This window comes from Mesorhizobium carmichaelinearum (assembly GCF_900199455.1).
In the GTDB taxonomy this organism is placed as follows: Bacteria; Pseudomonadota; Alphaproteobacteria; order Rhizobiales; family Rhizobiaceae; genus Mesorhizobium; species Mesorhizobium carmichaelinearum.
This window is the reverse complement of record NZ_FZQR01000001.1, coordinates 368726-385945: the sequence shown is the minus strand read 5'-3', so window position 1 is coordinate 385945 and position 17220 is coordinate 368726. Positions and strand designations below refer to the sequence as shown.

General features: G+C 60.2%; 6 protein-coding genes. 4 read left to right on the top strand and 2 right to left on the bottom strand.

The window, feature by feature from the left end; all coding sequences use genetic code 11:
- Nucleotides 1–805: 805 nt before the first annotated feature.
- Both CKW40_RS01550 and CKW40_RS01545 read right to left on the bottom strand, forming a co-directional pair.
- Entirely contained in the window at nucleotides 806–4009 is a 3204-nt protein-coding gene (locus CKW40_RS01550; RefSeq protein WP_095198183.1) for an efflux RND transporter permease subunit, read from the bottom strand.
- Nucleotides 4006–5112 carry an efflux RND transporter periplasmic adaptor subunit gene (locus CKW40_RS01545; protein ID WP_179297809.1) on the bottom strand — a complete coding sequence of 369 codons (1107 nt, stop codon included), beginning with the start codon at nucleotides 5110–5112 and terminating at the stop codon, nucleotides 4006–4008. Before CKW40_RS01545 ends, CKW40_RS01550 begins: the two co-directional genes overlap by 4 nt.
- Nucleotides 5113–5894: 782 nt before the next feature.
- On the opposite strand from CKW40_RS01545, the gene CKW40_RS01540 reads away from it, so the two are divergent.
- From CKW40_RS01540 to CKW40_RS01530, 4 genes are all read left to right on the top strand, one after another.
- Complete coding sequence (locus CKW40_RS01540; protein ID WP_095198181.1) at nucleotides 5895–6686, top strand: response regulator; 792 nt, start codon at nucleotides 5895–5897, stop codon at nucleotides 6684–6686.
- A gap of 31 nt (nucleotides 6687–6717) precedes the next feature.
- Entirely contained in the window at nucleotides 6718–8049 is a 1332-nt protein-coding gene (locus CKW40_RS01535; protein WP_143748230.1) for a sensor histidine kinase, read from the top strand.
- 573 nt (nucleotides 8050–8622) lie between these two features.
- The gene (locus CKW40_RS42715; RefSeq protein WP_143748229.1) at nucleotides 8623–9018 is read left to right on the top strand and encodes a hypothetical protein; all 396 of its coding nucleotides are present in this window, start codon (nucleotides 8623–8625) and stop codon (nucleotides 9016–9018) included.
- Nucleotides 9011–17068 (top strand): SPM autocatalytic domain-containing protein, encoded by an 8058-nt coding sequence (locus tag CKW40_RS01530; protein WP_143748228.1) that lies wholly within the window; start codon nucleotides 9011–9013, stop codon nucleotides 17066–17068. Before CKW40_RS42715 ends, CKW40_RS01530 begins: the two co-directional genes overlap by 8 nt.
- The last annotated feature ends 152 nt before the right edge of the window (nucleotides 17069–17220 follow it).

Here is a 17220-nt window from a genome sequence, read left to right as displayed (position 1 = left end):
GAGCAATGGAATGAAGCAGTATGTTGGTCGCTGGCGCGCTTCGAAAGGCATGTCGGGGAAGTCGCCGAGAATGTGCTACATATTGTGATACCTATTGTGATACAAATCGAGCGATGAAGCAGAAAAATATCAATAAAAACAATATCTTGCACTAGGGCTCGATCCCAGCCAACGGTACCATCGGTATCTTCCTCAACTAATTGATTTTGCTAAATAATTTCGAAATTTGCCGGCCGCTATCCGAACTTCGCCGCCGCTTGCGGCTTCGGTAGAGGCACTGCGGATAGTCACGACATCACCGCTTCCGAATCGACGGGCGCAGGACCGCGATCACCTAGCGCTGACATGGACATCCGCAACGCCGCGCGTCGCGGCCTTGGCGGTGGCATGGGCGCCACTCCGGTGTCGATCGCCGAGGCCAGCGACTGGGTGAGTTACGAGGAGGGACAACGGCGGATTCAGTTGCGCCGCAGGGCGGGGGCTTGGCCTAGTCGAGGCCTTGGCCGCTAAGCTCGGCGGATCGGTCGATTGGTGGTTCACGCCGGCGACCTGCTTCACGGAGGCCGAACGATGCCAACACCAGGCGCCCGCCTCGCAGGGTCCGCGCCATACCGCACGTCCGACGGCCCGGCCGCAATCGCTCGCCGCACGGCATCGTCTCGCTGAACTGGATGCGGCTGTTGGGCTGGATCAGACCGAGCAGCGTCTCCGCCGCACCTCGACGCCCAGGTCGCGCAGATCGTGGCCGTTGCCGCGCCGACTTTCTGGAGTGATAAGCCGTGCCCGACGCGGCGAATTCGTAACCCTACTCGGCGGCCGTCTCCGATGGCGCCCCTGCCGGCGCCGAAGGCTCGGCCTCGGCACGGGGCTTGCGCCGTGAAAACAGCGACCTGAGCGTGACGTAGAACACCGGCGTCAGGAACAGGCCGACGAAGGTGACGCCGAGCATGCCGGAGAACACCGCGGTGCCGAGCGACTGGCGCATTTCCGCGCCCGGGCCAGTTGCGATCATCAGCGGCACGACGCCGAGGATGAACGAGAAGGCGGTCATCAGGATCGGCCGCAGCCTGAGCCGGCAGGCTTCGACGGCAGCCTCGGCGGCCGACAGGCCGCGTTCCTGCGCCTGCCGCGCGAATTCGACGATCAGGATCGCGTTCTTGGCGGCAAGTCCGATCAGCACGATGAGGCCGATCTGCACGAGGATGTTGTTGTCCAGCCCTCGGAAAGACACGCCGAGCAACGCCGCGAGCACGCCGAGCGGCACCACCAGCACAATGGCGAACGGCAGCACCCAGCTTTCATATTGCGCCGCCAGCGCCAGGAACACGAACAGCACCGACAGTCCGAAGATATAGACAGCGGCATTGCCGGTGTTGTGCTCCTGATAGGCGAGCTCGGTCCATTCATAGGAGGTACCGGCCGGCAGCGTCTTTGCCGTGATCCCTTCCATCAATGCCAGCGCGTCGCCCGTGGAAACGCCGGGCGCGGCGTTGCCCTGCAGCGGCACCGAGACGTACATGTTGTAGTGCTGGACCAGCGCCGGGCCGGTGACGTCGCGGATCTCGATCAACGTGCCGAGCGGAACCAGCGCGCCGGTCGCCGAGCGCACCTTCAGTTTCAAGATGTCGGCGCGATCGAGGCGGAACGCCTGGTCGGCCTGCGCCCGCACTTGGTAGACGCGCCCGAAAGCGTTGAAGTCGTTGACGTAGGCGGTGCCCAAATTGATCGACAGCGTCTCGAAGATGTTGGGGATCGGCACGTTCAGGATGCGCGCCTTGTCGCGATCGATCGCCAGGAAGAATTGCGGGCTCGACGCGGAAAACGTGGTGAACACGCCCGTCAGCCCCGGCGTCTTGTTGGCCTTGCCGGCGATTTCGTAGGCAAGCGCCAGGATCTGCCGCATGTCGGCGCTGTTGCGCTCCTGGATCTGCAGCTTGAAGCCGCCCGCATTGCCGACGCCGCGGATCGGTGGCGGTGGCAGTGCGATAATGAAGGCTTCCTTGATGCTTTGCAGGCTGCCGAACAGATTGCCGATGACCTGGGTCGCCGACTGGCCGGCTTTCAGTCGCTCGTCAAACGGCTTGAACCTGGCGAAGATCACGCCCGCATTGCTGGCGTTGGTGAAGGTCGCGCCGGAGAAGCCGGCGAAGGCGACTGCGTAGTCGACGCCTGGCGTTTTCTGGATGATCTGCGACGCCTGCTGGATGACCGCATCGGTCCTCGACAGCGAGGCGCCGTCCGGCAACTGGACGACGACGATCGCATAGCCCTGGTCGAGCGACGGAATGAAACCGCGCGGCACCGCCTGCACCATGTAGACCGTGGCGCAGATGAGGGCCGCGAAAACGCCCAGCATGGCGGCGATCGCTATCCGCGAGCCGACCAGCACGCGGACGATGCTCGAATACCAATGGGCGACCCTGTCGAAGCCGCGATTGAAGCCGTCGGCGAGCGCCTGTCCGAACCGCGCCAGGAAAAAGCGCGGCGGCGCCGCCGCGGCGTGGTGCGGCTTGAACAGCAGTGCGGCCAGCGCCGGCGAAAGCGTCAGCGAATTGAATGCCGAGATCGCCGTCGACACCGCGATGGTGATCGCAAACTGCAGGTAGAACTGCCCAGAAATGCCGGGGATGAAGGCTGTCGGTACGAACACGGCTATCAGCACCAGCGAGATCGCGATGACCGCCGTTCCGACTTCGTCCATGGTCAGGTGCGACGCCGGATTGGGCGCCAGCCCTCTAGCGATATTGCGCTCGACGTTCTCGACCACGACGATCGCATCGTCGACGACGATGCCGATCGCCAGAACGAGGCCAAACAGCGTCAGCATGTTGAGCGAGAAGCCGGCGGCGTACAGCACCGCCAGCGTGCCGATCAGCGACACGGGGATCGCCACGATCGGCACGATCGCCATGCGCCACGATTGCAGGAAGACGATGATGACGATGATGACCAGCAGCATCGCCTCGAGGATCGTCTTGTAGACCTCCTGAATCGACTCGGCGACGAACTCAGTCGGATTGTAGACGATGTCGTAGCTCAGCCCCTTCGGAAAGTCGCGGGAAAGCTCCTTCATCTTGTCCTGGATCTCCGCGGCTGCGGCGAGCGCATTGGTGCCCGGCCGCTGGAAGATGGCGAGCGCCACCGCCGGTTTGCCGTTGAGATAGGAGTTGGTGACGTAATCCTTGGCGCCGAGCTCGATGCGCGCCACGTCCTGCAGCGAGATCAGGCGGCCGTCGTCGGTCGATTTGACAATGACGTATCGGAAGTCGCGTGCGTCGTTGAAGCGGCCTTGCGTGGTGACCGTGTACTGGAACGCCGTGCCGGTGCTGGTCGGCGGCGCGCCGATCGAGCCGCCCGACACTTGGACGTTCTGGTCGCGCAGCGCCTGCACCACATCGCCCGAGGTCATCCCCAGGGCGGATAGTTTTTCCGGATCGAGCCAGATGCGCAGCGAATATTCGCGTTCGCCGAAGATGATGAGGTCGCCGACGCCGTCTAACCTGAGCAGTATGTCGCGCACCCGCGAGCGGGCGTAGTTCGAGACGTAGAGCTGGTCGTAGGTATCGTCGGGCGACAGCATGTGCACCACCATCATCAGGTCGGGCGAGCTCTTGGTGGTGGTGATGCCGAGGCGGCGGACTTCTTCGGGCAGGCGCGGCTCGGCGACCGACACGCGGTTCTGCACAAGCACCTGCGCCTTGTCGAGATCGGTGCCCAGCTTGAAGGTGATGGTCAGCGCCATCGCCCCGTCGCCCGACGAATAGGACGACATGTAGAGCATGCCCTCGACGCCGTTGATCTCCTGTTCGATCGGCGTTGCCACCGTCGCTGCGACCGTCTCGGCGTCGGCGCCCGGATACTGCGCGCGAACGACGATGGTCGGCGGCGCGATCTCGGGATATTGCGCGACAGGTAGCTGGGTATAGGCAATCCCGCCGAGGATCAGCAGGACGATCGAAACGACCGATGCGAAGATTGGGCGGTCGACGAAGAAATGTGCGAACCTCATTGCTGCAACCCGGCGGTCTCGGCCTTGGGCGGCAACGTCACCATCTCGACCTTCACCTTGGTGCCGGGCCTGGCGTGCATCAGCCCGTTGACGATGATCGTCTCGTTGCCGGTCAGGCCCGAGCGGATCACCCGATAGCCGTCGAGAAGCGGGCCTGTGCGCACGGGCTTCGCCGACACCATCCCGGCCTCATCCACCAGGAACACGATACGGCGATCCTGGTCGGCGCCGATCGCCTCGTCGGGCACCAGCACGCCGCTATGCGGCAGCGACCCCGGCACGTTGATGCGCCCGAACATGCCTGGCTGGAGAATGCCGTCGGCGTTGGGAAACCTCGCACGCACCCGCATAGTGCCGGTCGCGTTGTCGATCCGGTTCTCGGCAAAATCGAGCTTGCCTTTGAATACCGCCTCGGCGCGGTCGGCGACGCGAACCACCACCTCGAGCCCGCCGGCGCCTTCCTGCATGCTGCCGCCACGCTCCTTCGCGTCGCGGGCGTAGCTGAAATACAGGCGCTCATCGACGTCGAAATAGAAGTCGATCGGATCGCGCGTGACGATGGTCGTCAGCAAGGTGGAATCCGGCTGCACGAGGTTGCCGACCGACACCAGCCGGCGGTCGATGCGGCCGGACAAGGGCGCCTTGATCTCGGTGAATTCCATGTTCAGGCTGGCCGTCGTCAGCGCAGCCGTCGCGCCCTGCATCTGCGCCTGCGCCGAAAGGTATTCCCGCCGACGGTCGTCGACCGTCGCGGTTGAGATATTGCCGGTCTTGGCGAGTTCGTCGGCGCGATCCAGCTGCATCTTGGAGAATTCGAGCAGACTCTTGGCGACGTCCACTTGCGATTTGGCGGCATCATAAGCCGCCTGGTACGGACGCTGGTCGATGGTGAAGAGCAGGTCGCCCTTGTTGACCAGTGCGCCGTCCTGGAAGCTGACCTTGTCCAGATAGCCGCTGACGCGCGAACGGATGGCGACCTGGTCGACGGCTTCGAAGCGCCCGACGAACTCGTCGTCTTCGATGATTTCACGGACCACCGGCTTGGCCGCCGTCACCACGGGTAGCTGCTGGTCCTGCGCAAACGCAGTGCTGCTAAAAGCCATGCCGAGCAGGAATGCCGCCGACACGGCGGCGCGGGCAAGCCAGTCGGCCGACCGACGGGGTCGCCCGCCCGCGTCGCGACGCAATTGCCCATTCTCTGGGGTGTCCATTTGCGTCCTCGCTCGCTGGACCCGGAGGTCGGTTGATACGCTTCTACGCTCAGGCTTCTCGTCGAGATCACAGCACTGCAGTGTTGTGCATGGCACCACGATCATTTTCCATGTGGGCTGAAATGTCCACCCTGTGCCTGTCCCGCCATCGGGCTAAAGTCAGTCGCAATTCAAAGGCCGCGCGCCCTACGTTGGGCGATGGCATCAATGCGACGGCAATTGCACTCGGCGTCAACCGCGAAACCGCGCGCACCCGGCTCAAAGCGGTATTCGCCAAAACCAACACACACCCGTCAATCGGAACTCGCCACGCTCGCCACCCGCCTTCGGCCAACGCATGAACAGTCATCTTGGGACGAACTGCCGTCTCATAGGCACGAGAGTTCGACTCGCTCCAGCGGCTGAGAGCATGGGTTAGGCAGGTCGCTGCAGCGATGACTTCTCTATGGGTGAGTCAGTTCGGGTCAGGCATGGGCGTTTTCGATAGCAGATTTGTGCAACAGCGAGTGCTTCGGCGCGCGATGAGCCTGGTTGATAGCTCACACAACAATTGGGCCCGGGTCGTGGCCCGATGAGGGCATCGGTCATCAAAGGGATGCGCCAGCCTGCTCATGAGAAAAGCCACCTGAATCCCAGCAAGAAGGCCTATTCTCAAAATTGCGTTTTGGCAGCCTGTGAGCGCAGTCATCACGGTTATTTGTACACTACTCTTCCTCCAAGTATCGCCCGAATCTGATGTAGCCGTTGACTTGCTCACGCCGCCCATTCAGCTTGCGTCGGCATGGGAGGAAAATGTGGCGCGGCTTTTGATCCTTGAGGATGAGCGCATCCTGGCGCGACATATCCGCAATACTCTGGAGCGAGCGGGCTACGCGGTCGATGTCGTTGACACCATCGCCGGCGGCATCCACGCTGTTGGCGCGGTCGCTTACGATCTCCTGCTGCTCGACCGGCAACTGCCAGATGGTGACGGGATAAAGTTGCTCGACTTTGCCCGCAAAACCAAACTGGCGATTCCGGTGATGTTCCTGACGGCACGTTCAAGCCTCGACGACCGCGTCGGGACGCTCAATCTTGGAGCCGACGACTATCTTTGCAAGCCGTTTGAAGCGGCCGAACTTGTTGCGCGCGTGGCGGCGCTGCTGCGCCGCCCTCGCGAGGTTACCGTCTCGAAGGCGACGGCTGGCAACATCGTCCTCGACAAGACGACGCAGTCGGCGATGGTCGCCGGCAAGCCGCTGATGATCGCCCGGCGGGAAAGCATGCTTCTGGAGCAACTGATCTGCCGCTCCGGTCAGGTCGTTACGCGCGAAGTCCTGGACGCCAAGCTGTTCGGGTTCGACGACAGCGCCTCGCCGAACGCGATCGAGGCCAGCGTCTATCGGCTGCGCACAGCGCTCGGCAATCTTGGAGCGGATCAGCAGATCCACACCGTTCGCGGCATCGGATATTGCCTTGCGCCTTAGCGAGCGTCTGTTCGGCTCGATCGGAATTCGCTTGAGCATCCAGCTCTCGCTGCTGTTCATACTTTTCGCCGCCGCCTGCGCCGTCTTGATCGGCTATCAGCTGTCCAACATCGACGAGACGGCGCGATCGCTGCGTCTGCAGCGCCAGGCGCGTGAAATCGGGCAGGCCCTGCACGTTGCCAGCGGGGCCATTCCAACGGAGGAACTCCCTGCCGAGCGGATGGCGCGTTATCAAGGAGAGGCGCCAGCCTTCTTCTATGCCGTTCGCGACGGCGCCGGCGATCTGCTCGCGACGAGCTCGAAGACCTTGCAGGACAAATTCGGCGCTCAGTTTCTCCGGCAGGTGGCACGCGGCGAAACCGACACCGAGGCCAAGGATGGCTCCGACAATGCCTTCTATTTCTTAGCCGGGCCGGTCGACGCGCCGGGCGTGGGAGACCTGTTCCTGATCGTCGGTCAGCATGCTTCCGAGACGGACGTGCTGCTGCGCGACGTCGAGTGGCGGCTCTTGTCCGGCACCGCGCTTGCCGCCATTCCGCTCTGCCTAATCGTATTCGCCGCAAGCCTGACGATCGTCCGCTTTGGCTTCGCACCGGTGCGCAGGCTATCGCAAGAGGCCGACAGGATCGGACCCGGTGATCCTGCCGCGCGTATTGCCGAGGCCGATCTGCCAGTGGAACTGCGCGGCCTGGCCGAAGCTGCCAACGCCGCGGCGGGCCGGCTGCAGCAGGCCATCACCAGCCAGCGCCGCTTCACCGCGGATACGGCGCATCAGCTTCTAACCCCGTTGGCGCTGCTTTCGGCCCGGATCGAGCAAAGCGCGGTGCCCCATCCGGATCCCGGCCTGCGTGGCGATATCGTGCGCATGCAAAACCTTGTCAGACAGTTGCTCAACCTGTCGCGACTTGCCGTGGTGCCGCGTCCCCAAGAGAAGGTGGATCTCAGAACCGTTGCCAAGGATGTCGTCACAGCGATGGCTCCTCTGGCCATCGCGGAAGGCAAGAGCCTCTCCTATGAAGCGTGCGAAACACCTTGCCTGACGACAGGAGACGCGTCGGCAATCGGCGAGGCGCTTGCCAATGTCATCCGCAACGGCCTGCGCCACACGGCGCCTGGCACCTGCGTTGACATTGCAGTCGAGCAGCCGGCCAGCATCACCGTCGCCGACAAGGGAGACGGTATTGCCGAAGCCCATCGGCAGCGTCTGCTGGAGCCGTTTTTTACTACTGAGGCCGACCGGGGTGGCTCCGGTCTCGGCTTGGCTATCGTCGACGAGATCATGCGCCAGCATGGCGGCGCCGTGGAGGCCGAAAATTGTCCGGAAGGCGGCGCCCTGTTCCGGCTCAGATTCAAGAAAACGTAGAGATCTCGCGGCGGACAAGCGCATTCGGTACCGATAGGCGTCAGTCCACGGAAATTAAGTTCGTAGAAAGGGCGTATCGATCGGAGTTCGTCAGGTTGTCGTCAGGTTCCTCTTGTAGCGTGAGCGTGTCAGGACGCACACCAAACAATGTCGCTCCCTGGCCAGAGCCTCACTCTTCAAAGACGGGGAACCACTGAGTGCGAAGCGCGAGCTTATTTGTTCTTGCCGGCATGAGTGAGCGACGAAATGGCTGAAGCGCGTAGTGCGAACGGTCCGAATGACGTTGTAGTAGGAGCCGGCAAGCATGGCGATGCAGCAACTCATCCGCATTGATCAATTTTGGGATAAGAACCGACTGGTGGTGGAGTGAATGGAAAGTAATATTCCGAGTAATCGGATGCTGTCGGATGGAATTACGACCGAGGAGCTGATTCTTCCAACTTTTATATTTTAAATGGCTGTTCATGTACTTCAGTAATTAGATAAAGTAATATTTGGCGATTCCTATCGTGGCGCGCGTATAAATTTTGAAAATTTTAACGCTCTAATCGTTTTCTTGAATAGCAAAACTCATTGTGGAAAATAGCAACGAGGAAAGAAATAGCTGAAGTGTCTAACACGAATAGCTCGAATGATGCTGTAGATGACGCCGGTAAAAATGGCGATACGGCGCGGGAAACCATCCGGATTGAGCAGTTCTGGGATAGGAACCGATTAGTTTGGCCTTGGATGGATGCTTATCTCCCTCGCAACCGTATGTGGGCCGATATTATTGCAACGGTAATTCAGATAGGAATAGCTTTTTCGATGTCCGCAATATTATTTCATGTAATACTGAGAATAGATAAGGTTTTGGTGATCTTTGGGCTTGCTTCTATATCATATATTTTCGGAAGTTTTAATATCAGAATGGCGCGCGCGCAGCAAAAATTCATTATAGCCAAGAGAAATGGGGCAAGAAATGGCTGATACGGATAATAAAACGAATGGCTCTAATGAGGATATCGTTCATCTGAGCACGGCTGGCGAATGGTTGGATTACGCCATGTCAGCGCAGAACAGTGCTTTGGAGGCTGTCAGCAAGATATACGGTGAATCTGTAGGACCTGCTCTCGAAACTGTGACAACAGTGACCGACGACGGTCTTCGTTTTTTGGGCTCGGCTACCGGATTCATCCACTACTATTATGAAGACAACATGTCTCCCCTTGGTGCTCTTTCTGCGACAGCTACGCAAGTAGGTGCAGAAACTGTAGGAGCCGGTGTCGGAGAGGCGGTTTTTCCTTTAGGAGGCGGCTTCGTGGGAGAAGTCGGCGCCGGCTTGGGAACACAAAAATGGATCGACAGTGACTTCGGTCCCGGTGCGGCTGCCGCAGCCAGCGACCCCTCTTTTCTGTCCGACATGGCCCAGCCGGGCAATAGCGCATTCCTCATGGGGTCAGGCCTGCCGGCCGAAACATGGCAGCCCGGCGTGACCTATCTAAATCCGCAATTCGCTTACACAGCGACTGCGGTGCAAAGTTTGCAAGAAGGCACACTACAAGACTGGACAGGATACGATTCGCCCAAGGAACAGATGACGCTTGCCGATTGGGCAACTCAGGGGAATGGTGCTGTCAATTCATCTCAATTCCCCAATATCGGCGCGGACAGCTCCAACGACGGGAGTTATTTCAACGACGCCGCCCCGGGTGTCATGCTGGGCGGGGTTTCCTATCCGGACGACAACAGCCCCTATGCGAGCGCTGCTTCCCTTTCAAATTATTCGAGTATCTTCGGCACGGGGTTTGACCCTAGCAATCTCGATAACCCGGGCGATCTGAGCCCGGCGGGCGATTCCATTTCAAGCGACGAGGGTAGCTACGAACCGAGCGGTTACTACCCTGACCCGACTGGCGGCTACAATGCGAGTTCGACCGGCAGCTATCCGAGCGTGGATAACTCAGGTAGCGGCAGTGGCGGTTCGAGCGATGACACCGGCGACGGCGGCGGCGATGTCGGTGACTACTATCCGCCGAGCGGCGACGACTACCCGGCCATGGGTGACGGCGGCGACGATTTCGCCCCGATCCTGCTCGACGTGTCGGGCAAGGGCATCAACATCACCGAGTTGACCCGGTCGAACACGTTCCTCGACACCACAGGGTCTGGGCTTTCGCACAGAACGGCCTGGGCTGGGGCGGGAACGGCGGTGTTGTTCTTCGATCCGAACAACCTGAACAAGATCGTCGACAAGAACCAGTACATTTTCACGCAGTGGGATCCGACCGCCAAGGATGACATGCAGGCGCTGCGGGATGTCTTCGACAGCAATGGCGACGGCGTGTTCAATGCCTCGGACGCCAAGTGGTCGCAGTTCAAGGTAATGGTCACCAATGCCGATGGGACCACCACGGTGGAGACCTTGGCGCAAGCAGGGATTGTGTCGATCAACCTGACGGGCGATACGACGGATATCCAATATGCGGATGGCTCAGCCATCACGAGCGAGACGACGTTCACGAAGAGCGACGGCACGACGGGCACGGTGGCCGCCAGCAGTCTTGCATCTGATGCAAGCGGCTATGCGGTCAGCACCAGCATCAATACGTCCACGGTGGCTGGCGTCACCACCACCGTGGTCACCAATACCGGCACCAATGCCGACGGTTCCGTTGCCTTCGTGGATGTGCAGACGACGGTGGTCAATGGCAGCAGCGTGACCAGAACCATAACCTATGACGACAATGGCGACGGGGTCATCGACCGCAAGCAGGTGATCGCCACGACGGTGGATGCATCGGGCAACACGACCGAACTGTGGACCAACTACAATGGCGGCGGCACCAAGCTCTCCGCGGTGCAGACGGTGACCTCGGCCGATGGCAAAACCATCACCATCTCGCGCGATACAACCGGTGGCGGCTGGTTCGCTCAAGTGGAGGTGCAGGCCACGGCTGCCGACAGCTCGCGCACCGATACGATCACCAATCTCAATGCCAATGGCAGCGAGATCAACAAGAGCACGACCAGCTATTCGGCCAACGGCCTGACAAAGACCGTGGCTACCGACATCGACGGCAACAGCACCACCGACCGGATGGTTACAGATAGCCTTGTGGTCAACACCAATGGCTCGCGCAACGAGACGGTGACCACCACTTCGAACAACGGATCGGACCTGGGCACGGTATGGACAGCCATAAGTGCCGACGGCAAGACCCAGACGGTCTCGACCGATCATATGGGAAGCGGCACGGCGGATCGCGCGGTCGACACCGTGATTACAACCAACGCCGATGGCACCTCGACCTCCACCCTTCAGAACTATGGCGGCAACGGCACCTATATCGATGGCCAGACCGTCACCAAGAGCGCCGATGGCTTGTCCACCACCACGGTCCAGGATCTGAACGGCACGCATGGCGCGGACCGTACCACCACCGACACCATGACGCTCAATGCCGATGGCAGCCGCGACGAGGTGGCGGCGATCACTTCGCTCAATGGCAGCCTTGTGAGCCAGATCACCACCCACCTGGGCGCCGACCAGATCAGTAAGACAATCTCCATCGATAGCATGGGCATTGGCCACGCCACGAGCACCGAGGCGGTGAGCATCAATACGACGACCGGGGTCAAGACCGACACGATCTCTAGCCTGGCTGCCAATGGCTCACTGCTCAGCCAAGCCGTGGTGACCAGCTCGGCGGACGGCTTGTCCCGGACCACGACGACGGATGTGAATGGCGATGGCGCCATCGATACTAAGGTGACCGATGTCACGGTCAAGAATGCCGATGGCAGCGCCACGGAGACCATCGGAAACTATGCCAGCAGCGGCACGCTGCTGGATCAGACCATCATCACCAGCAGCGCCGATGGCCTGACGGTGACCACGGCCACCGATGTCAATGGTGATGGGGTGGTCGATACCACGCTCAAGGACCAGAAGGTCAACAATGCCGATGGCTCGGTCACGGAGACCGCGACCACGACCAGCGCCAATGGCAGCCTGCTGCATCAGGCGGTGACGGTGACCTCGGCCGACCGGCGCACGCAAACGATCACCGACTATGGCGTGCATACGGTGAGCGGAACCAATACGGCCTATGTCGATAAGACCGAGTCCATCACCACGGCTTCCAGCGGGACGGTGACCGACCTCACCAGTCGCTTTGCCATCAATGGCAGCCTGGTCAACCGGGCCGAGACGGTGACCTCCGCCAATGGGCTCACAACTACCACCAATATCGACGCGACCGGCCATGGCAATGCCTGGGACAGCACGACAACTGTGAGCGCGACCTACAACACGGACGGCTCGATCGGGACCGAGCAAACGGCTTCGGCACCCAATGCCACGCTGCTCGATCGTGCCGATACATATGTGAGTGGCACTGGAACGTCGAATAACGCCACCCAGGATGTCAATGGCGATGGCATCAACGATCTTGATGCCAAGACGTCAGAAACCTATTCGACAGATGGCAGCCTGACCACCACCATCGGCAAGTACAATGGGTCAGGATCGTCACTGCTCGACCAAACCAAGACCACGGTCTCCGCGAATGGTCTGAGCAAGACTGTCAGCCATGACTTCAATGGCGATGGGACCACAGACCAGACCACGACCGACACTCTGCAGTACAATGCCAATGGCAGCACCACGGAGACTGTCACGGACTACACCGGAACGAGTTTGGGCACAGTTCGCGATGTCAGCACCACCACTGCCAATGTGCTGGTGTCCGGCGTCGGCCGGCAGACCACGACGACCTTGCAGTCCAACGGTTCGGTGCCACTGTATTCCACTGACACGGTGACCCCGCTGGCTACCGGCGAGGTGGACGAAACCGTGCAGATTTACGCCTCGCAGGGTGGCGCCCTGCTGAGGCAGACCAAGCAAGCGGTGAGCGGCAACGGCCTGACCACGACGCTCTATACCGATGTGAACGGGGATGGGACATGGGACTTCTGGAAGACCGACGCCAGGACCGTCAATACCGATGGCAGCGCCACGGATACAGCTTCACTGAATAACACTACTGGCCTGGTTTCGGAGAAGGTCACGACCGTGTCCGGCAATGGTCTTTCAACCACGACGTCCTACGACCAGAATGGCGCGGTGAGCGGCGGTGCTGCCGTGTTCAACAAGGTCGTCACCGACGTGACAGTCGTTAATCCCGATGGGAGCAAGACGGAAACCGTTACCACCAAGGCCCAGAACGGATCAACCGAGACCCAGTCCGTCACCACCACCAGCGCCGACCGGCTGACGGTGACCACCAACCACTACCTCGATGAGACGGGAACGCTCACTCATCTGGACCAGTCCGATGTCGACCAGACCAATGCCGATGGCTCGCTCACCGAGACCTTGACCAGTTGGGGTACCAATGCCGTGCTCCTCAGCACGATCGTGACGGCGACCAGCGCCAATGGCCTGGCCAGCACCATAACCTATAAGAATGGGTCAGGTGTGGTCACTGATACGCAAAGCACCACCAAGACCCTCAACACCGATGGCAGCGCCGCCACCGTCTTCAGCGACAGTGATGTGGTGGTTTCGGGCACGACCCTCGCCACATCCCGCACCACGACTGTGAGCGGCAATGGTCTCACGTCCAGCGCGTCCCTGACACTCAGCGGTCGGTTGAACTCGGCCATGGCAGCAAGCACCGCCGAATCGGAGACCAGCAGCACGGTGATTGCGGCCACCGGTACTGAAACCACGACCAACGCCGATACGGTAAACGGCACGGCTGCTGACACCGAGACCATCACGGTCTCCGGCAATGGTCTTTCTACCACCACATCGTTGCAGCAGCAGGCCGCGGCCAGCGCCCTCTATACAGACCAGAAGACCATCAATCTCGACGGCTCTACCACCGAGACCGAGACCTATTACGACCAGAGCGCGTTGAGCACCATCCTGGCGCAGACCATCACCAATGTGAGCTGGGACGGGCGCACCACCACGACGACGACCAAGAATGCGTATGACGCATCCGGCCAGACCATCACCGCCGATGCTGCCGATCAGGGGGCAGGAGATTCTCCTCCGGCCACCTATACGCCGAGCTTTGCCACTTCCTACAATCTCGCGACGGATGTTTATGTCCGCAATGCCGATGGCACGACAACCGAGACCAGGAGCGGTACTGGTGCGTTCGGGGCGCCCGCTTACGGACAGACCATCAACTGGTCGACCACGACCGATGCCGGGCAACTGCTCGCCGTCACCGACCAGGACGCGCGTGGCCTGACGGTCGGCCAGAGTGCACAGGAGGTGTTGGCCTCGGGCTTGAATGCAGGCTTTGCCTTCGACACGACCGGGCTTGAATCCAAATCGACACTGACCACGGCAGCCTCGGACCTCAAAACCGGGTCCACCCTGCCGGGCTCCATGCTGGCCACTGACATTATCGGTTCGGTCGCCACCGTGCTCAATGCCGATGGGAGCCAGACCACCACGACTCAAAGCGCCTTTGGTAACAGCTTCAGCAATCTGCGCCAGAAGATCGTCACGACGGTCAGCGCCAATGGCCTGGTGACCGTCAAGCAAGTGGATAATGATGGAAATGGCGTCGTCGAACAGGTCGACACCGCAACCGTCAATCCGGATGGTTCCTCCACCACGGTTGACAAGTACTACAGCAATACGACGGGGCCGAGTGGGGCCGTCACCGGCAGCAATACCTACACCCGTAGCGCCAATGGCCTAATCACGACTTTGGTCACCTCGACCGGCATTGCCGATACGACGGTCGACTTTGCCAATGCCTATGGCAGCTATCAATGGTCGCGGAGTGTTACGTCGGGCAGCGTTGCTGCCACCAACGGATTTGCAACTGGTTGGTCAACCCATAGCGTTGACGCCAACGGCATGGACACCTGGACGATCAATGATGGCTTGGGCGATGCCCAGAAAACCATCACCATCTCGGTAGGACTTGAAAACCAATATATCGCCCAGGCGAATGAATTGTACCGCGTGATGATGGGTCATGCGATGGACGATTCCCAAACCCAATACCTATCAGAATACATCACCAACGGCGTCTTCAACGAAGAACAACTGGCCTATAAAATCTACCTTGACTCACCAGAATATCACGCGAACTTCGCTTTGTGGCAAACCTATCAAGGCATAGCCGGATATATGAACAGCCCTATTCCATTCTATGAGAATGCTTTCGGTCGATTGCCAACGGCAGAAGAAATGGCCAATACGGGGTATTATATCGCGCAAGAAAACTCCCAAGGCGTGCAAGGCATTTCTGACGATTGGGCACAAGCCGCCGTGCAGGTGGCCCAATATGCGGCGGACTACGATTTCAACACAAGTCGCACCGCTACGGACCCCAATGTCAGCCTGCTCTTTGCCGGTGCGGGTACCAGTGCGACCTCACCCAACTGGATCAGTCCTGGCTCAAGCTCGATCCAGGTCGGAACCGCCGGGACCTATTCCTATTCGCATGATTTCATCGTCGACATGAACGCGACGTCTGGTAACGCGGTGGCGATGACGATCAATGGTAGCGATGATCTCGTCCAAGTCCAGGGAGAGGGCGGCAGCGTGACGATGAACGGCTCCAATGATGCGGTTGAAGTCGTGGGTTTCACGGCAACGGTGACGGCTTCTAATGCCGATGTTCTGATCGATTATAACGGCATCGCCACGGTGACTGGCAATTATGACCAGATTACCCAAGCTGGGCCTTCGCAATTGACGCTGAATGCGGGTTCCACGAATGACGTCATCTATGTTGGTGCTGGACCATCGGGCTTTGGGGACTATCCAAACACCTCGACTTACTCCACCACCAGCGCTTCGAATGCTTCCATCACGCTCGCGGCCAGCGCTGCGGATGTGCTGACCGGTTCGGGCAACCAGATCTCCCTCGCCAATGGCGACACGTTGACGGCCTCGAGCAATACGATTTCCATTGTGGCCGGTGCCACGGTGACGCTCACCGGCAGCGGCGACACGATCAATGTCAGCAGCGGTTCGGTCATCAACTTCGGGGCTAGTTCGACCGACACTTTGTCGACAACAGGCCTCACGCTCAATTTGACCAATGGCGATGTGATCACGGCGAGCTCAGAAACGGTCGGTGTTGCTGCCTCCGCCACAGCGACGGTGACGGGGGCCGGCAACACCATCACCCTTGCGAATGGAGCCAAGCTGACGGCTTCAAATGATGCAATTTCCGTTGCTGCCGGAGCGTCCGTCACGGTGACGGGTAGTGGCGATACGATCACCGGCGGCAGCGGCGCGGTCATTAATCTCGGGACAAATTCGACCGATACGGTCACAACGACAGGGCTGACCGTGAAGCTGGTGGGCGGCGACAGCCTGACGGCGTCAAGCGACACGGTCAACGTTGCAGCAAGCGCCACTGTTACCATTACCGGCAACAGCGACACGATCACGGGTGGCAGCGGCACGGTGATCAATCTTGGCGCCAATTCGACGGATACGGTGTCCACCACCGGCCTCACCGTGAAGCTGGTGGGTGGCGACAGCCTGACTGCGTCTTCCGACACCATCAGCGTCGCCGCCGGATCATCCGCAACGATTACCGGCAACAGCAACACCATCACTGGCGGCGCCGGCTCAGTCATAAATTTCGGAGCCAGTTCCACCGACACCGTCTCGACGACAGGGCTCACCCTCAATCTCGCCAACAATGATACGATCACCGCGAGTTCCGAAACCGTGGGCATGGCGAACAACTCGACGGACAAAGTCACCGGCAACTCGAATGTGGGCTCCAACGACAATCTGACGCTGTCAGGCACATCCGAAACTGTTCAATATGGCACCGTGACCGGCGCCGACGCGCTGAGCGGCTTTGCCTCCAGCGACATCATCCAGCTCTCTCATCTCGACTTTGCCAACTGGACCGCATTGCAGGCCGCCATGACTCAATCGGGTGCCAACACCGTGATCACGCTCGATGCCAACGACAAGATCACTTTGACAGGGGTCACCAAAACAAACCTGACATCGAGCGAGCTTCGTTTCGCATAGATCACGGAACGGATGGGATTGGGGCGTCTATGAGAGTTGGTTTGGTGAGGCAACAGAGCCGTTCCTCCCTTGCAGGGTTTCGCGCGTGGGAGAACACACCCGGCGCGGGCCATTGCTTATTTCAGTTTGATCTGCTCAAGGCGGGTTTGCTC